This window comes from Sphingobium sp. TKS (assembly GCF_001563265.1).
Taxonomy (GTDB): domain Bacteria; phylum Pseudomonadota; class Alphaproteobacteria; order Sphingomonadales; family Sphingomonadaceae; genus Sphingobium.
In genome coordinates this window covers 93,628-109,586 of sequence record NZ_CP005083.1, presented here as the reverse complement: position 1 = coordinate 109,586, position 15,959 = coordinate 93,628, and the positions used below count along the sequence as shown (strand labels likewise).

The following is a 15,959-nucleotide window of genomic DNA, read 5'->3' as shown; positions in this document are numbered from 1 at the left end:
GGTGACGGGTTCATAGGAACGAAGGAGCATTTCCATGCCCAAGGTACTCATCAGCGATAAAATGGACCCCCGCGCCGCCGCGATCTTCCGTGAACGCGGCGTGGAAGTCGACGAAATCACCGGCAAGACGCCCGAAGAGCTGAAGGCGATCATTGGCGACTATGACGGCCTCGCCATCCGCAGCTCGACCAAGGTCACCAAAGACATTCTCGACCACGCGACCAACCTGAAGGTCATCGGCCGCGCCGGCATCGGCGTCGACAATGTCGATATCCCAGCCGCCTCGTCCAAGGGCGTGATCGTCATGAACACCCCGTTCGGCAACTCGATCACCACCGCCGAACATGCCATTGCGCTGATGTTCGCGCTGGCCCGCCAGCTGCCGGAGGCCAACGCCCAGACTCAACAAGGTCTCTGGCCGAAGAACGGCTTCATGGGCGTGGAAGTCACCGGCAAGACGCTGGGCCTGATCGGCGCGGGCAATATCGGCTCGATCGTCGCCAGCCGTGCCCTCGGCCTCAAGATGAAGGTCGTCGCCTTCGACCCCTTCCTGACCCCGGAACGCGCCGTGGAAATGGGCGTGGAAAAGGCCGATCTCGACACGCTGCTGGCGAAGGCCGACTTCATCACGCTGCACACGCCGCTGACCGACCAGACCCGCAACATCCTGAGCAAGGAAAACCTCGCCAAGACCAAGAAGGGCGTGCGCATCGTCAACTGCGCCCGTGGCGGCCTGATCGACGAAGCCGCGCTCAAGGAAGCGATGGATGCGGGCCATGTGGCGGGCGCCGCGCTCGACGTGTTCGTGCAGGAACCGGCGAAGGAATCGCCGCTGTTCGGCACGCCCGGCTTCATCTGCACCCCGCATCTGGGCGCATCGACCGACGAGGCGCAGGTCAATGTCGCGCTTCAGGTGGCCGAGCAGCTGAGCGACTATCTGCTCGACGGCGGCATCACCAATGCGCTGAACGTGCCGAGCCTGTCCGCTGAGGAAGCCCCGAAGCTCAAGCCCTATATGGCGCTGGCGGAAGAACTGGGCAGCCTTGTCGGCCAGCTTGAGGGCGACCGCATCCAGAGCGTCGCGGTCGAGGTCGAGGGCCATGCAGCCGAACTCAACCAGAAGCCGATCACCGCTGCGGTGCTGGCCGGTCTGATGCGCGTCTATTCCGACACGGTGAACATGGTCAACGCGCCCTTCCTGGCAAAGGAGCGCGGCCTTGACGTGCGCGAAGTGCGCCATGACCGCGAGGGTGACTATCAGACCCTCGTTCGCGTCACGGTGAAGACAGAAAGCGGCGACAAATCGGTTGCAGGCACCCTCTTCGGCCATTCGCAGCCGCGCCTGGTCGAGCTGTTCGGCATCAAGGTCGAAGCCGACCTCGCCGGTGACATGCTCTACATCGTCAATCAGGACGCGCCGGGCTTCATCGGCCGCCTGGGTTCTACGCTGGGCGAGGCGAACGTCAATATCGGCACCTTCCACCTCGGCCGCCGCAATCAGGGCGGCGAAGCCGTGTTGCTGCTGTCGGTCGACGGCGCCGTGACCGAAACCGTTCTTGCCGGCATCTGCAAGCTGGCGGGCGTCAAGACGGTGAAGCTGTTGCGCTTCGCCTAATTGGGTCAGGGCTTGAAGATGGTTCGGGCTGGCCTATTGCGTATAATCCGCTAAAGGGCCAGCCCATGACTACGATCCCGCCCGGCCTCCTTCCCGAAGGGCTCTCCGACCGCCTGCCGCCAGAGGCGGAGGCGTCCGCGCGCCTTGTCCGCCGCGTGCTCGATACCGTCGCCGCTCATGGCTATGAACGGGTCATGCCACCGCTCGCGGAGTTTGAGGATACGCTGGTCAGCCGTCTGAAATCGATGCGGGCGGAGGATCTGGTCCGTGCCATCGATCCCGTTTCCCAGCGCAGCCTGGCGCTCCGCCCCGACATGACCGCGCAGGTCGGCCGCATCGCCGCCACCCGTTTGGCGAGTGCCCCGCGCCCGCTGCGCCTGTCCTATGCCGGTCCGGTCATCCGCCTGCGCGCGAATCAGCTCCGCCCCGAACGCGAACGGCTCCAGGTCGGCGCCGAACTGATCGGCAGCGACAGCGTCGCCGCGGCCGTGGAAATCGTCAATGTCGCCATCGAATCGCTGCAGGCGGCCAGCGTCACCGGCATCACCATCGATTTCACCCTGCCCGACCTGATCGACGCCCTCGCTGCTGGCCCGCTGCCTTTGGCGCCGGAAGAGATCGAGGCCGTCCGCGCCGAACTCGACGCCAAGGATGCCGGCGCGCTCGTGGCGATCAGCCCGGCCGCCGCCGCCTATTTCCCGCTGATCGAGGCGACCGGTCCCTTCCACGCCGCGATGGAGCGGCTCGAAACGTTCAACGCCCAACTCGGCGGCGCCATCGACAGTCGTATCGCGGGCCTGCGCGCCATCGCCAAGCCGATCGGCTGGGACGTCACCCTGACGCTCGACCCGACCGAGCGCCATGGCTTCGAATATCAGAACTGGTTCGGCTTCTCGATCTTCGCGGAAGGCTTCACCGGAGAGATCGGCCGGGGCGGCAGCTATGCCATCACCCGCGCCGACGGCTCGGAGGAACCGGCCATGGGCTTCTCGCTCTATCCCGAGCCGCTGATCGACGCGGGCTTCGGCGGGGAGGCTCCCAAGCGCCTGTTCCTGCCGTTGCACCATGATCCCGCTCGCGCCGCCCAATTGCGGGCGGAAGGCTGGCAGACGATCGCGGCGCTCACCCCGCAGGAGAATGGCGAGGCGCTGCGCTGCACCCATTGGCTCGAAGGCGACCGCCCGCGCGCCTACTGACTTGACTTCACCGGGGCAGCGCGGGTAGGCGCGGCCCGCAACAGGGCGACACGCCCATTTGATCCCACCGGCATGCCGAGTCCCGTCGAAGGGCATGGCCGGTCCGCGCGGCGGGCGGAGGACTGTATCCATGGCAAATGTTACCGTGATCGGCGCCCAATGGGGTGACGAAGGCAAGGGCAAGATCGTCGACTGGCTGTCGGAGCGCGCCGACGTCGTCGCCCGTTTCCAGGGTGGCCACAATGCCGGCCACACGCTGGTCGTGGGCGAGAAGGTCTACAAGCTCTCGCTGCTCCCGTCGGGCATCGTGCGCGGCACGCTGTCGGTCATCGGCAATGGCGTGGTGCTGGACCCCTGGCACTTCCGGGATGAGGTCGCCAAGCTCAAGGGCCAGGGGGTCGCCATCACCCCTGAAAACCTCCAGATCGCGGAAACCTGCCCGTTGATCCTGCCCTTCCACCGCGACCTGGACGGGCTGCGCGAGGATGCTTCGGGCGCGGGCAAGATCGGCACCACCCGTCGCGGCATTGGTCCTGCCTATGAGGACAAGGTCGGCCGCCGCGCCATCCGCGTCTGCGACCTGGCGCACCTGGACGATCTCGGCCCGCAGCTCGACCGCCTGACCGCGCACCATGACGCGCTGCGCGCCGGGTTCAACGAAGCGCCGATCGATCGTGACGCGCTGATGGCGGAACTGCGCGACATCGCCAGCTTCATCCTGCCCTTCGTCAAGCCTGTCTGGCTGACGCTCAACAAGGCGAAGGCGGAGGGCAAGCGCATCCTCTTCGAAGGCGCGCAGGGCACGCTGCTCGACATCGACCACGGCACCTATCCCTTCGTCACCTCGTCCAACACGGTTGCGGGCACGGCGGCGAGCGGCACCGGCCTTGGCCCTTCGGGCGCGGGTTTCGTGCTGGGCATCGTCAAGGCCTACACCACGCGCGTCGGCTCCGGTCCCTTCCCGACCGAGCAGGAAAATGACGTCGGCCAGCGGCTGGGCGAACGAGGCCATGAATTCGGCACCGTGACGGGGCGCAAGCGCCGTTGCGGCTGGTTCGACGCCGTGCTGGTACGCCAGTCGGTCGCGGTCTCGGGCGTCACCGGCATCGCCCTTACCAAGCTCGACGTGCTGGACGGCTTCGAGGAACTTAAAATCTGCGTCGGCTACAAGATCGGGGAGCAGAGCTTCGACTATCTCCCCGCCCATGCGCAGGATCAGGCGAAGGCGGAACCGGTCTATGAGACGATCGAAGGCTGGCAGGAAACCACCGCGGGCGCCCGCAGTTGGGCTGAGCTTCCGGCGCAGGCGATCAAATATATCCGCCGCATCGAGGAGTTGATCGGCTGCCCGGTCACGCTCGTCTCCACCAGCCCCGAGCGCGAGGACACCATCCTCGTGCGCGATCCCTTCGCGGATTGATCCGATGGCCGGCGAACGCTTCGAGCGCCACAAGCAACCCTGGACGGCGGATGAGCTGCAAAAGCTCCACACGCTGGCGAAGAAGGGCATGGCGCTCAAGGCGATCGCCAAGGCTCTGACCCGCAGCGAGGAATCGGTGAAGGCCCGCGCCAAGCAGGACGGGCTTTCCATCGCGAAGCTGCGATAGTCGTGCGTGTGCCGGCGAAGCACTCGAACGAGACGAGTGGCTTCGCAGGAATGCATGGAGCGCTTTGAGGCGGAGGCTTTGCCAAGCGCCGCTGGCGATTCCCAAGCGAATCGCTATATGGGCCGCCCATGAGCATTCCTTCCCGCCGTACCTTTGCCATCATTTCCCACCCCGACGCGGGTAAGACCACGCTGACCGAAAAGCTGCTGCTGGAAGGCGGCGCGATTCACCTGGCCGGAGAGGTCAAGGCGCGCGGGGCGAACCGGCGCGCCCGGTCGGACTGGATGAAGATCGAGCAGCAGCGCGGGATTTCCGTGACCTCGTCCGTGATGACCTTCGAACGCGACGGGATCACCTTCAACCTGCTCGACACGCCGGGGCATGAAGATTTTTCCGAAGACACCTATCGTACGCTGACGGCGGTGGATTCGGCGGTGATGGTAATCGACGCGGCCAAGGGCATCGAGCCGCAGACGCGCAAGCTGTTCGAGGTCTGCCGGTTGCGGAACGTGCCGATCATCACCTTCGTCAACAAGGTGGACCGCGAGGGCCGCGATGCCTTTGCGCTGCTGGATGAGGTGGCGGACGCGCTGGCGCTGGACGTATGCCCGATGAGTTGGCCGGTCGGCATGGGCGGCGAGTTTGAGGGGATTTACGACTTCGCGAAGAACCGCCTGCGCCAGCCTTCGGGCGCGAGCAAGGAGTTTGAGGGACGCCAAGCCTTTTTCTCCGGGATCGATGATGACGCATTGGCCGGGCATCTGTCGGGCCAAGGTCTGGCTCGGCTGCGTGAGGAGGCGGAACTGGCCGTCGGGGGCTATGCCGATTTCGATCTGGCGGCCTATCGGCATGGCGATCTGACCCCGGTCTATTTCGGGTCGGCCTTGAAGCTGTTTGGCGTGACCGAGCTGATCGATGCGCTCTCCGCCCATGCGCCGCCGCCGCGTGCCCAGCCCGCCGAACCGGCGCCGGTCGAGCCGGAGGATAGCGAAGTCACCGGCTTCATCTTCAAGGTGCAGGCCAATATGGATCCGCAGCACCGTGACCGGATCGCGTTCATGCGGCTGTGTTCGGGCAAGTTCAAGCGCGGCATGAAGCTGACGCCTTCGGGCAGCGGGAAGCCGATCGCGGTGCATTCGCCGATCCTCTTCTTCGCGCAGGACCGCGAGATTGCGGATGAGGCTTTTCCGGGCGACATTATCGGCATTCCCAACCACGGGACGTTGCGGGTCGGGGATACGCTGAGCGAGAAGGCGGGGGTGCGCTTTACCGGCCTTCCGAACTTCGCGCCGGAAATCCTGCGGCGCGTGGCGCTCAAAGACCCGACCAAGACCAAACAGCTCCGCAAAGCGCTGGACGACCTGTCCGAAGAGGGCGTGATCCAGGTCTTCTATCCCGACATCGGCAGCGCCTGGATCGTCGGCGTGGTCGGGCAGTTGCAGCTCGACGTGCTGATTTCCCGGCTGGAGGCCGAATATAAGGTCGCGGCGGGGCTGGAGGCTTCGCCCTTCGACACGGCGCGGTGGATTTCAGGCGAAGATGCCGCGATCAAGGATTTGGTGTCGTTCAACGGCGCCAATATGGCCAAGGATCGCGACGGCAATCTCGTCTTCATGGCGAAGAGCGCCTGGGACATCGGCTATCAGCAGGAACGGCATCCCAAGGTCAAGTTCAGCGCCACCAAGGAGCGCTGACGCCTTCATCTCCGCAGCAGAAATACCGCATGCTCCGCGAACAAATTGGCGTTCGCGTGGGTGGTTTCCCTGTCGCCCTTGAGGAACCACTGGCCGTCTATGGTCCAGCCGCGATCCTTCACCAATGCGCGGAAATCGTCGACCGTGACATGGTGGATGTTGAGCGTGTCATACCATTTGTCGGGCAGCAACCGCGTCACCGGCATGCGCCCGCCCCAGAACAGCGACAGCCGTCCGCGCCAATGGGCGAAATTGGGGAAGGACACAAAGGCCTGTTTGCCGATCCGCAACAGTTCCTCGACCACCCGGTCCGGGCGGCGGGTGGTCTGGAGCGTCTGGCTGAGGATGGCGTAGTCGAAGCTGGCTTCGGGGTAATAAATCAGGTCGGTGTCGGCATCGCCCTGCACCACGGAAAGACCCCGACCCACGGCGCCGGCGACATTGTGCGGGTCGATTTCGAGGCCTCGGGCATCGACCTGCTTGCTGTCGCGCAGCGCCGCCATCAGCGCGCCGTCGCCACAACCGACATCAAGGACTCTGGCGCCAGGGGAGACGGTGCGCGCAATCAGGGCAAGATCGGGGCGCAGGCTCATGCGCGGCCGCCCTTGAGGAAGCCGTCGACCACGCGGTTGAGTTCGGGACATTCCAGCAGGAAGGCGTCATGGCCGAAGGGGCTGGAGAGTTCGACGAAGCTCGCTTGCGCGCCGCTCGCGTTGAGGGCGTGGACGATCAGGCGGGATTCCGCCGTCGGATAGAGCCAGTCGGTGTCGAAGCTGACGAGGCAGAAGCGCGCTCTGGAGGCGGCGAAGGCCTTGGCGAGGCTGCCGCCATGATCCTCCGCAATGTCATAATAGTCCATGGCGCGGGTGATGAAGAGATAGCTGTTGGCGTCGAAACGCTCGACGAAGCTCAAACCCTGATGGCGCAGATAGCTTTCCACCTGGAAATCGGCGTCGAAGCCGAAGGTCTTGGACCCGTTGGGATTTTCCGGGCGACCCTGTAACCGCCGCCCGAATTTCTCGGTCAGGCCCGCTTCGGAGAGATAGGTGATGTGCGCCGCCATGCGGGCGACAGCCAGGCCCGCGCTGGGAATCTGGCCGTCGGCATAATAGTCGCCGCCGCGCCAGTTCGGGTCGGCCATGATCGCCTGCCGTCCGACTTCGTGGAAAGCGATGTTCTGGGCGCTGTGGCGGGCGGTGGAGGCGATGACGATGCAGCTTTCGACACGCTCGGGGTAGAGGGTCGGCCAGGTTAGCGCCTGCATCCCGCCCATGGAGCCGCCGATGACGGCATGCAGGCGGTCGACGCCCAGATGGTCGAGCAGCATCGCCTGTGCGCGGACCATGTCGGCTATGGTGATGACCGGGAAGCGCATCGCATGGGGTCCGCCGGTCGCGGGATCGAGGCTGGCGGGACCGCTGGAGCCCATGCAACTGCCGATCACATTGGCACAGACCATGAAATGGCGGGCGGGATCGACGGGCTTTCCCTCGCCCACCAGTCGCCACCACCAGCCGGGTTTGCCGGTGACGGGGTGCTCCGACGCGACATATTGGTCGCCGGTCAGCGCATGGCAGATGAGGATGGCGTTGGAGCGGTCCGCATTCATCCGCCCATAGGTTTCATAGGCGATGTCGACCGGACCAAGAAAAGCACCGCTGTCGAGTTGCAGCGGGCCGGTCAGGCGCACCTGACGGCGCAGGCCGAAACGGATGTCATCGGAAAAGGACGCACTGGCCATTATCCGTCCGGGCTAGGCCCGGGGCTGGACTCTGTCAATCGACTGTCCTTTGACCTACATCCGGGCCATGAACGAGAATCCTCTCATCCCGATCGTCGCCTATGGCCCCCTCTATCCCTATCTGGACGACGCGCTGGCGCAGCGCTTTGCCGTTCATGCCGTGGCGGCGGATACCGATCCGGATGCGCTGCCGCCGCAAGTGCGCGAGGCGAGGGCGCTGGTATCCTTCGGGGCGGTGGGGGCATCTGCCGCAATCATGGATGCCCTGCCGAAGCTGGAGATGATCGGGCTGTTTTCCGTGGGCTATGACAAGGTCGATGTCGATCATGCGCGGTCCAGGGGCATCCGCGTCACCAACACGCCGGACGTGCTGACCGATGACGTTGCCGATCTGGCGGTGGGCCTGCTCTATGCGACGGTGCGCAATATTGCGGCCAATGACCGACAGGTGCGCGCGGGGGACTGGGCCCGGGGGGCGAAACCGGCGCTGAGTGGCCGCGTGACGGGCAAGCGGATCGGCATATTGGGACTGGGCCGGATCGGGCGCGCCATTGCCCGGCGGCTGGAACCGGTGGCGGGCGAGATCCTCTATCATAACCGGCGGCCCGCAGCGGACGGCGCCTATCGCTACATCGCCGATCCGCTCGATTTTGCGCGCCAGAGCGATGTCGTCATCGTGGCAACATCGGGCGGACCGGAAGCGCGCAGGCTGGTCGATGCGGCGATGCTGGATGCGCTAGGACCGGATGGCGTCATCATCAACATCAGCCGGGGCAGCGTGATCGATGAAGAGGCGCTGGTGGCGGCGCTGGCGGAAAGACGGATCGGGGGCGCGGGCCTGGACGTGTTCGCAAATGAGCCGCATGTGCCCGAAGCCCTATTCGCCATGGATCATGTGGTGCTGCAACCCCATCAGGGCAGCGCGACGGTCGAGACGCGCAAGGCGATGGCCGATCTGGTGCTCGCCAATCTCGACGCCTGGGCAGCGGGTGAGCCTTTGCTGACGCCTGTCGTGTGAGCCTTTGCCTTTGGCCAAGAAGCCGCTAAAGCGCGGCGCATGACTAAACCTGCCCCCAAAGACTGGATCCTCGGCATTTCGCCCTATGTGCCGGGCAAGTCGGCCGCCGATGACGGCCGCCAACTGGTGAAGCTGTCCGCCAATGAAAATCCGCTGGGCACCGGGGAGGCGGCGCGAGCCGCTCTGGTGGCGGCGACGGCGGACCTGGCCACCTATCCCGATCCCGGCGCGGCCAAGCTGCGCGAGGCGATCGCGGCGGCGCATGGGCTGGACCCGGCGCGGGTGATCTATGGCACCGGGTCAGACGAGCTGCTGCACATCGCGGCGAGCGCCTATGCCGGACCGGGGGATGAGGTTCTCTACGTCCGCTACGGCTTTTCGGTCTATGACATCGCCGCGCGCCGGGTGGGTGCCACGCCGGTGATCGCGCCGGATGCCGACTATGCGACCGATGTGGACGCACTGCTGGCGGCAGTGACGGAGAAGACCAAGCTGGTCTTCCTCGCCAACCCCAATAATCCGACCGGCACCATGACGTCGCGGGAGGAAATCGCCCGGCTGCATGCGGGGCTGCGGCCGGACATATTGTTCGTGCTGGATCAGGCCTATGCCGAATATCTGGACGCCGACGAGGATGATGGCGGGCTGGAGCTGGCGAAGAATGCGGCCAATGTGTTCGTGACGCGGACCTTTTCCAAGATTTACGGGCTCGCGGCGGAGCGGATCGGCTGGGGCTATGCCAGTGCCGAGGTGATCGACGTGCTGCATCGCATCCGTGCGCCGTTCAATGTGACCACCGCAGGGCAGGCTGCGGCGATTGCGGCGGTGAAGGATTCTGCCTGGGTCGAGGCGAGCCGGGGGCATAACCGTGAGTGGCGCGAATGGCTGGCGGCGGAGGTGGCTTCGCTGTCCAATCACGGGCTGCGCGCTGTGCCGAGCAAGGCGAACTTCCTTCTCATCCTGTTCGACGGCAAGCTGACCGCCGAAGCCGCGATGAAGGGGCTGTGGGACGAAGGTTTCGCGACCCGCTGGCTGCCGGGGCAGGGCTTGCCCAACGGCCTGCGTATCACCATCGGCACCGAGGAACAGGTGCGTAAGGTCGCGGCCAAGCTGCGCGCCATGGCGGAAACGGCCTGATGCTGCCCTTCGCCCGCGTCACCATCATCGGGTTGGGCCTGATCGGTTCCTCGCTGGCGCGGGCGATCCGCGAGACGATGCCGACCGTGCGGGTGACCGGCTATGATGCCGACGCGCAGGTGCGGGAGATCGCGCGGGCCATCGACCTGTGCGACGATGTGACCGATACGGCGGGCGCTTCGGTGACGGATGCCGATCTGGTCGTGCTGTGCGTGCCGGTGCGGGCGATGGCCGCGGCGGCGGCGGAGATTGCCGCCGATCTGCCGGCCGAGGCGATCGTCAGCGATGTGGGATCGTGCAAGGGCGACGTGCTGGCGCAATTGAGCGCCGCGCTGCCAGGGCAGACCATCATTCCGGCGCATCCTGTCGCGGGGACGGAGAATAGCGGGCCGGAGGCGGGCTTCGCCTCGCTGTTCCAAGGACGCTGGTGCATCGTGACGCCGCCCGCCGACGCCGATCCGGCGGCGGTCGAGCGCGTGGCCGAGCTGTGGCGGCGCGTGGGCGCCGATGTCGAGATGATGGATCCGGCGCATCATGATCTGGTGCTGGCGGTGACGAGCCATTTGCCGCACCTCATCGCCTATACCATCGTCGGCACAGCGAGCGATCTGGAGGATGTGACCCAGTCGGAGGTGATCAAATATTCCGCCGGTGGCTTCCGCGACTTCACTCGCATCGCGGCGTCCGATCCCACCATGTGGCGCGACGTGTTCCTGGCGAACAAGGATGCGGTGCTGGAGATGCTCCAGCGCTTTTCCGAGGATCTGTCGGCGTTGCAGCGGGCGATCCGCTGGAATGACGGGGATGCGCTGTTCAACCTGTTCACCCGAACGCGGGCGATCCGGCGGTCGATCATCGAACAGGGGCAGGACGATCCCAAGCCCGATTTCGGGCGTTCACACTGAGGCGTTCAACGCATTGATCGCCGCATGGACGCGGGCTTCGGCTTCACGGCGATCCAGGCCGGGCGGAACGATCTCACCGACCTTGTAGGTGATGGTGCCCGGGCGCTTCATGAACTTGCCGCGAGGGGAGACGCGGCCGCTGTCGACCGCGATCGGCACCACCGGCAGGCCCAGCAGCGCATAAAGGCCCGCGAACCCAGCGCGCAAAGGTGGGCTTTCGCCATGGGGGACGCGGGTGCCTTCGGGAAAGAGGCAGACGGCGCGGCCTTGCGCCGTCGTGGCCCTGGCGGCGGTGCGCAGGGCGCGCAGGGCGCTGGCTCCGGCGGTGCGTTCGATCGGGATCAGACCGTAGCGGCGGGCGATGCCGCCCCAGAGCGGGATATCGAACAATTCGCGCTTGGCGGCGATCGCCGGACGATCCAGCAGACAGAGCAGGTCGATCGTCTCGAACATCGATTCATGCTTGAGGATATAGAGATAGGGGCCGTTTTCCAGCGTTCCTTCCACTCGCACCTTCTGCCCGAGCAGCCAGCGCGCGCAGCGTCGATGGAAGCGGCTCCAGTGGGTGGCGACCGCCGGGATCGATCGGGGCGCGACCAGATTGCTCGCCATCGCCGCCAGCACGAACAGCAGCGAGCCGACATAGAAAACCAGCATGAAGGCCAGGGATCGCAGCGCGGTGAACATCGCAAAAACCGTCAGATACCAATCAACGCCGCAGCCCGGCGCAGCAGATATTTATTATATTCCCGCGCCAGCATGGTGAGGCTGGGGCGACTGGGCACGGCGTCGTAGACCAGCGTGACCCGGCCCGGCAAGGCCTGACGCAGTTCGAGAGCGGAGCGGCGCATATGCCAGTCGGTGGTGATGAGGCGCACCGTCTTGAAGTCGCGCCGTTCCAGCCAATGCGCGGTTTCGATGGCGTTGGAGCGGGTGTCGATGGCTTCGCGCCCCAGGGTGATGCAGCAGGTGAAAAGCCGTTCGGGCGCCTTATATTGCGCGGCCAGCTCGACCGGGCGAACCGATCGGTCGACGCCGGAGATCAGCATCCGCTTGGCCGCGCCGTCCTGAAGCAGGGAAAGGCCGCGATCGATGCGCCCCGCCCCGCCCGTCAGCACGACGATGGCGTCTGTCTGTCGCCCGTCCAGCGGTTGCGGCAGGAAAATCGCGAACCAGGCGAAGCCCAGCATCCATCCCAGCAGCATGACGGCGATGAAGCGGACGATCATAGCAGCCGCCCCAGCGATCGCAGCACCGTCCAGCGCGCGGCGATCGTCGCCAGCAGCACGCAGCCGATCGGAATGGCGGCAAGGAGCGCCCAGCTTGTCCATGGCAGATGGATGGCGCTCAACAATTCGGAGCCGGTCGCCAGCAGCCGCACGCCCAGCAACACGATCACCAGCAACGCGACGGTAAAGCCGAGCGCGCCGCCGAACAGCGCATCCAGGCCGATCCGGCGCTGGAACAGCCGGGCGATCTGCACATCGGTCGCGCCCATCAGGTGCAGCACGTCGATGGTACCGCGATGGCTGTCATGCGCGGCGCGGGCGGCCAGCACCACCACCGACCCGGTCGCCAGCGTCATCAGCAGCACGATTCCCGCCGCCAGCCAGCCGAGGGCCGAAAGCAGGCCGGCCAAAGGCGCCAGAAAGGCGGCATGGGGCTCGATGCGGATTTTTGGCGAGACGGCGCTGAGCTGGCGGCGGAGGCGGTCGACCTTCGCGTCCGTCTGGCCGGGCGTCAGTTCGATGTCGATCAGCGCCGGGATCGGCAGGTCGCCGCTCGCCGCATCCTGCCCCAGCCAGGGGCGGATTTGATCGGCAAGGGTTGAGGCCGCGACCGGATGGACGGCGCGGACTATGCTGACTTTGCGCAGTATGTCAGCCACGCTGGCGCTCAGACGGTCGCGCTGCTGCGCATTGGCCTCGACGATCTGCACCGTGGCGCGTCCGGCAAGGTCCGCGCCCATGGCCTTCACCGCCGCGCCCAGGCCCAGCCCGGCGGCGGCCGACAGCACGGTCAGGAACATCATGATCGCGATGATCCACGGCATCGGTCCTGCCACCCTGCCCTCCGGCAGCAGCCGGTGGCGCGCGGCGGCGGCGGCGCGACGGTCGCCCATGCCGTGGGGGGAGGCCATCAGCCGTTCACCTGCGGCCGGGGCGGGTAGCGCAGCGATCCAGTGGGGTCCGACAGGCGGCCCTTGTCCAGCTTCATCATCTGCGCGCTCCCCACCTGCGCGATCAATGGCAGATCGTGGGTGGCGACGACGATGGTGGTGCCGAGGCGATTGAGCGCCTCGAACAAGGTCAGCAGGCGACGGGCCATATCGGCGTCGACGTTGCCGGTCGGTTCGTCCGCGACCAATATTTCCGGGCGGCCGATCACTGCGCGAGCGATGGCGACACGCTGCTGTTCCCCGCCCGACAGGGTAGCGGGGCGCGCCTGACCGCGATCGCCAAGGCCGACCCAGTTCAGCATTTCGCTGACCGGGGCGTCGATCTCGCCCTCCGCCAGGCCCGCGACGCGCAGCGGCAGGGCGATATTGTCATAAACCGACAGATGCGGAACCAGCCGGAAATCCTGGAACACCACGCCGATACGGCGGCGGAATCCGGGCAGGCGCTTGCGGGGCAGCGTCACCACATCCTCCCCGAACAAGCGGATGACGCCGCGACTGGGCCGCTGGGCAAGGTAGAGGAGCTTCAACAGCGAGGTCTTGCCCGCGCCCGACGCGCCGGTCAGGAAATAGAAGCCGCCACTGGCGAGCGAAAAACTGACGTCGGACAGCGTCTCGCTATCCAGACCATAGCGCAGGCCGACATTTTCGAACTGGACGATGGCCGACATGCGTCAATTTCAGCGCCTGCGCGCTCCCTGCTTCCCCGAGCGCTTAGCCATGGCACAGCGGACGGGCGGCCGTAAAGTCTTGTCGGCCTGACTCCGCGAGTCGCGCCCGGATCGGTTGCCATGTTTGAAGCCGCTTGCCCTCGAATCCAACTCATGCCTATGAAGCGTCATGATCCTGGTGTGTCCCAACTGCGCCACGCGCTATATCGTGCCGGACAGCGCCGTCGGCCCGAACGGCCGCCAGGTTCGCTGCGCCGCCTGCAAACATAGCTGGTTCCAGGAAGGGGCTGCGCTCGCGCCCCGCGAGGAAGCGCTGATGACGGCCGGCGCGCCCGAAGTGGCCGCGCCACCGCCACCACCGCCTGCTCCTCCCCCTCCTCCACCCGTTGAGGAGGCTGTCGCCCCGCCGGTCGAACCGGAGGAAGTGGAACCGGTTTCCGCCCCGGCCGAGACACCCGTCAGCGCCAAGGCTGACTATCGGTTCGACGATATTTACGGGCGCGCCGAAGCGGATGCGCGGAACGATTGGGGGGAAGCCGAACCAGCGCCGGTAAAACCGCGTCGCAACCGGCTGAAAATCTGGACCTATGCCGCGTTGCTCTTCTGCCTCGCGGTGGGGGCCGCTGGCGGAGCGCTCTGGTATTTCGGCACGCCGAGCTGGGCGATCAATTTGGGGTTGGTGCCCGAAGAGGGCGATCCTGACCTGCTTTTCTATCTCTCAAAACCCGCCGAGCGGCGTAAATTGCCCACCGGGGAGGAATATTTCGCCTTTGGCGCGCGGATCGTGAACAGTGGGAAGCAGACGCTGCCGGTGCCCCCGGTGCTGGTGCAATTGCGCGACCGGCAGAACCGGCTGGTGTTCAGTTGGACGACCAAGGCCGACCGGACGAACCTGAAGCCGGGCGAGGAAGCGTCGATCAATGAAAGCCGGATCGACATTCCAAAAAATGCCGAGAATCTGTCGCTGACCTTCGTGCAGTGATGACGGTCTGAAAATCAGGGATAGCTGATCGTTTTCGGCCGCCCCTGGGGAATCGGGATGAATTCCTGATCGTCGCCGGGAATCAGGGGAAAGCGCATGGCTTCCCAATCGTCGCGGGCCTGCATCAGCCGTTCCTGGGTCGAGGACACGAAATTCCACCAGACATGGCGCGGCGTCAGGAATGCCTCGCCGCCGCAAAGCATGACACGGCCGCCGTCGACGCTCATCAAAGTCGCGCGGATGCCGGGGCGCAGGACGTAGAGCGTCTGGGGCTGGAGCATCACGCCGTCCAGCGCCGCGTCGCCGCCGGAGACATAGATCGCCCGTTCCTCCGCATCCGCGTCGATGGGGACCGAGCCGCCGGGAGAAAGCTGAATGTCGGCATAGATGGTGTTCGCATAGGTGGTGACGGGCGACGTCTGGCCCCAGAGGCTGCCCATGATCACGCGCGCCCTCGCATGGCCGCCATCGATAATGGGCAGGCCGCCTTCGCTGACATGTTCGAAGGCGGGGTCCATTTCCTCATGGCGGTCGGGCAACGCGAGCCAGGTCTGGATGGCGGAGAGTTTGGAGAGCTTGGCGCGGTCCTCGTCCGGCGAGCGCTCGCTATGGACGATGCCCTTGCCCGCCGTCATCAGGTTCACCGCGCCCGGCTCGATCAACTGCTCCGTGCCCAGGGAGTCGCGATGGAGGAAGCTGCCCTCATACATATAGGTGACGGTGGCGAGGTTGATATGCGGGTGCGGGCGCACGTCCACCCCCTGCCCCGGCGCGATGCGGGCGGGCCCGGCCTGATCGAAGAAGATGAACGGGCCGACCATGGTGCGCCCCTTGGCGGGCAAGGAGCGATGGACCCGAAAGTCGCCCAGATCATGGGTGGTGGGGGTGATGGTCTGGATGATCGGGTCGGTCAGGGTCATGCTGCGTCCAGTTCAGGGTAGTGGCGGAAGACGTCTTCATTGGTGAACGGCAGGTGCCGGTCGCTGCCCAGATAGTCCTGCAATTCGGGGAGCGCCGCAACCCGCTCTTGCAGTTCGGCAAGACGCGGGAAGGAGGGCATCAGCGTCGCCATGCGCAGCGGGAAAGCATAGCGCAGCCCGGCGATCAGCCGCACGAATTCGCCCCGGCCGGGGATGGTGGACCAATACCGGAAATCATAGTCCGTGCGCCGCGCCTCCTTGGACGGCGGCACAACGCCTGAGACGGCTCAAAGT

At 65.8% G+C, this 15,959-nt stretch carries 17 protein-coding genes; 9 read left to right on the top strand and 8 right to left on the bottom strand.

All coding sequences use genetic code 11. The features are described from left to right. Positions 1 to 34: 34 nt before the first annotated feature. The 5 genes from serA (at position 35) to K426_RS00555 (ending at position 6,112) form a co-directional block, all read left to right on the top strand. Positions 35 to 1,615, top strand: coding sequence for a phosphoglycerate dehydrogenase (serA, locus tag K426_RS00575; protein ID WP_066552981.1), 1,581 nt, complete (start codon positions 35 to 37; stop codon positions 1,613 to 1,615). A 65-nt stretch (positions 1,616 to 1,680) separates the two neighbouring features. Further along, on the top strand, positions 1,681 to 2,811 hold the full coding sequence (locus K426_RS00570; RefSeq protein WP_066552979.1) for an ATP phosphoribosyltransferase regulatory subunit: 1,131 nt from the start codon (positions 1,681 to 1,683) through the stop codon (positions 2,809 to 2,811). A gap of 130 nt (positions 2,812 to 2,941) precedes the next feature. After that, the gene (locus tag K426_RS00565) at positions 2,942 to 4,231 is read left to right on the top strand and encodes an adenylosuccinate synthase (RefSeq protein ID WP_066552976.1); all 1,290 of its coding nucleotides are present in this window, start codon (positions 2,942 to 2,944) and stop codon (positions 4,229 to 4,231) included. A 4-nt stretch (positions 4,232 to 4,235) separates the two neighbouring features. Further along, positions 4,236 to 4,418 carry a hypothetical protein gene (locus K426_RS00560; protein WP_066526237.1) on the top strand — a complete coding sequence of 61 codons (183 nt, stop codon included), beginning with the start codon at positions 4,236 to 4,238 and terminating at the stop codon, positions 4,416 to 4,418. Positions 4,419 to 4,546: 128 nt separating this feature from the next. Then, positions 4,547 to 6,112, top strand: a complete 1,566-nt coding sequence (locus tag K426_RS00555; RefSeq protein ID WP_066552973.1) for a peptide chain release factor 3 — start codon at positions 4,547 to 4,549, stop codon at positions 6,110 to 6,112. Positions 6,113 to 6,117: 5 nt separating this feature from the next. On the opposite strand, the gene metW is transcribed toward K426_RS00555, so the two are convergent. Beyond that, entirely contained in the window at positions 6,118 to 6,705 is a 588-nt protein-coding gene (metW, locus tag K426_RS00550; protein WP_066552971.1) for a methionine biosynthesis protein MetW, read from the bottom strand. Then, positions 6,702 to 7,853, bottom strand: coding sequence for a homoserine O-acetyltransferase MetX (metX, locus tag K426_RS00545; protein ID WP_066552970.1), 1,152 nt, complete (start codon positions 7,851 to 7,853; stop codon positions 6,702 to 6,704). Before metX ends, metW begins: the two co-directional genes overlap by 4 nt. Before the next feature lie 67 nt (positions 7,854 to 7,920). On the opposite strand from metX, the gene K426_RS00540 reads away from it, so the two are divergent. The 3 genes from K426_RS00540 to K426_RS00530 are packed head-to-tail and all read left to right on the top strand — an operon-like array spanning position 7,921 to position 10,913. Further along, positions 7,921 to 8,871: a 2-hydroxyacid dehydrogenase gene (locus K426_RS00540; protein WP_066552968.1), complete on the top strand. Its 951-nt coding sequence runs from the start codon at positions 7,921 to 7,923 to the stop codon at positions 8,869 to 8,871. Positions 8,872 to 8,910: 39 nt separating this feature from the next. After that, positions 8,911 to 10,008 (top strand): histidinol-phosphate transaminase, encoded by a 1,098-nt coding sequence (hisC, locus tag K426_RS00535; protein ID WP_066552966.1) that lies wholly within the window; start codon positions 8,911 to 8,913, stop codon positions 10,006 to 10,008. After that, positions 10,008 to 10,913: a prephenate/arogenate dehydrogenase family protein gene (locus K426_RS00530; RefSeq protein WP_066552964.1), complete on the top strand. Its 906-nt coding sequence runs from the start codon at positions 10,008 to 10,010 to the stop codon at positions 10,911 to 10,913. The genes hisC and K426_RS00530 overlap by 1 nt, the downstream gene beginning before the upstream one ends. Here the strand turns inward: K426_RS00530 and K426_RS00525 are convergent. From K426_RS00525 to ftsE, 4 genes are read right to left on the bottom strand one after another with little or no spacing between them, the layout of a single operon-like run. Beyond that, positions 10,905 to 11,600 carry a lysophospholipid acyltransferase family protein gene (locus tag K426_RS00525; protein ID WP_066552962.1) on the bottom strand — a complete coding sequence of 232 codons (696 nt, stop codon included), beginning with the start codon at positions 11,598 to 11,600 and terminating at the stop codon, positions 10,905 to 10,907. The two genes, K426_RS00530 and K426_RS00525, sit on opposite strands and share 9 nt — an antisense overlap. A gap of 11 nt (positions 11,601 to 11,611) precedes the next feature. Further along, on the bottom strand, positions 11,612 to 12,142 hold the full coding sequence (locus tag K426_RS00520) for a YdcF family protein (RefSeq protein ID WP_066552959.1): 531 nt from the start codon (positions 12,140 to 12,142) through the stop codon (positions 11,612 to 11,614). Further along, positions 12,139 to 13,053, bottom strand: coding sequence for a cell division protein FtsX (locus K426_RS00515; RefSeq protein WP_066552956.1), 915 nt, complete (start codon positions 13,051 to 13,053; stop codon positions 12,139 to 12,141). Before K426_RS00515 ends, K426_RS00520 begins: the two co-directional genes overlap by 4 nt. After that, positions 13,053 to 13,763 carry a cell division ATP-binding protein FtsE gene (gene ftsE, locus K426_RS00510; RefSeq protein ID WP_066552953.1) on the bottom strand — a complete coding sequence of 237 codons (711 nt, stop codon included), beginning with the start codon at positions 13,761 to 13,763 and terminating at the stop codon, positions 13,053 to 13,055. Before ftsE ends, K426_RS00515 begins: the two co-directional genes overlap by 1 nt. Before the next feature lie 169 nt (positions 13,764 to 13,932). Between ftsE and K426_RS00505 the strand changes: the two genes are divergently transcribed. Further along, the gene (locus tag K426_RS00505) at positions 13,933 to 14,745 is read left to right on the top strand and encodes an MJ0042-type zinc finger domain-containing protein (protein WP_066552952.1); all 813 of its coding nucleotides are present in this window, start codon (positions 13,933 to 13,935) and stop codon (positions 14,743 to 14,745) included. Positions 14,746 to 14,759: 14 nt separating this feature from the next. On the opposite strand, the gene K426_RS00500 is transcribed toward K426_RS00505, so the two are convergent. Both K426_RS00500 and K426_RS00495 read right to left on the bottom strand, forming a co-directional pair. Beyond that, the gene (locus tag K426_RS00500; RefSeq protein ID WP_066552950.1) at positions 14,760 to 15,665 is read right to left on the bottom strand and encodes a pirin family protein; all 906 of its coding nucleotides are present in this window, start codon (positions 15,663 to 15,665) and stop codon (positions 14,760 to 14,762) included. After that, positions 15,662 to 15,937 (bottom strand): glutathione S-transferase family protein, encoded by a 276-nt coding sequence (locus K426_RS00495; RefSeq protein WP_066552948.1) that lies wholly within the window; start codon positions 15,935 to 15,937, stop codon positions 15,662 to 15,664. The genes K426_RS00500 and K426_RS00495 overlap by 4 nt, the downstream gene beginning before the upstream one ends. Positions 15,938 to 15,959: the final 22 nt, after the last annotated feature.

Coding starts and splice junctions, on each gene's coding strand:
- metX (WP_066552970.1), bottom strand. CDS start 7,853: ATGGCCAGTGCGTCCTTTTCCGATGACATCCGTTTCGGCCTGCGCCGT.
- K426_RS00515 (WP_066552956.1), bottom strand. CDS start 13,053: ATGGCCTCCCCCCACGGCATGGGCGACCGTCGCGCCGCCGCCGCCGCG.
- K426_RS00565 (WP_066552976.1), top strand. CDS start 2,942: ATGGCAAATGTTACCGTGATCGGCGCCCAATGGGGTGACGAAGGCAAG.
- K426_RS00505 (WP_066552952.1), top strand. CDS start 13,933: ATGATCCTGGTGTGTCCCAACTGCGCCACGCGCTATATCGTGCCGGAC.
- K426_RS00500 (WP_066552950.1), bottom strand. CDS start 15,665: ATGACCCTGACCGACCCGATCATCCAGACCATCACCCCCACCACCCAT.
- K426_RS00540 (WP_066552968.1), top strand. CDS start 7,921: ATGAACGAGAATCCTCTCATCCCGATCGTCGCCTATGGCCCCCTCTAT.
- K426_RS00555 (WP_066552973.1), top strand. CDS start 4,547: ATGAGCATTCCTTCCCGCCGTACCTTTGCCATCATTTCCCACCCCGAC.
- hisC (WP_066552966.1), top strand. CDS start 8,911: ATGACTAAACCTGCCCCCAAAGACTGGATCCTCGGCATTTCGCCCTAT.
- K426_RS00530 (WP_066552964.1), top strand. CDS start 10,008: ATGCTGCCCTTCGCCCGCGTCACCATCATCGGGTTGGGCCTGATCGGT.
- K426_RS00560 (WP_066526237.1), top strand. CDS start 4,236: ATGGCCGGCGAACGCTTCGAGCGCCACAAGCAACCCTGGACGGCGGAT.
- K426_RS00525 (WP_066552962.1), bottom strand. CDS start 11,600: ATGTTCACCGCGCTGCGATCCCTGGCCTTCATGCTGGTTTTCTATGTC.
- K426_RS00570 (WP_066552979.1), top strand. CDS start 1,681: ATGACTACGATCCCGCCCGGCCTCCTTCCCGAAGGGCTCTCCGACCGC.
- ftsE (WP_066552953.1), bottom strand. CDS start 13,763: ATGTCGGCCATCGTCCAGTTCGAAAATGTCGGCCTGCGCTATGGTCTG.
- metW (WP_066552971.1), bottom strand. CDS start 6,705: ATGAGCCTGCGCCCCGATCTTGCCCTGATTGCGCGCACCGTCTCCCCT.
- serA (WP_066552981.1), top strand. CDS start 35: ATGCCCAAGGTACTCATCAGCGATAAAATGGACCCCCGCGCCGCCGCG.
- K426_RS00520 (WP_066552959.1), bottom strand. CDS start 12,142: ATGATCGTCCGCTTCATCGCCGTCATGCTGCTGGGATGGATGCTGGGC.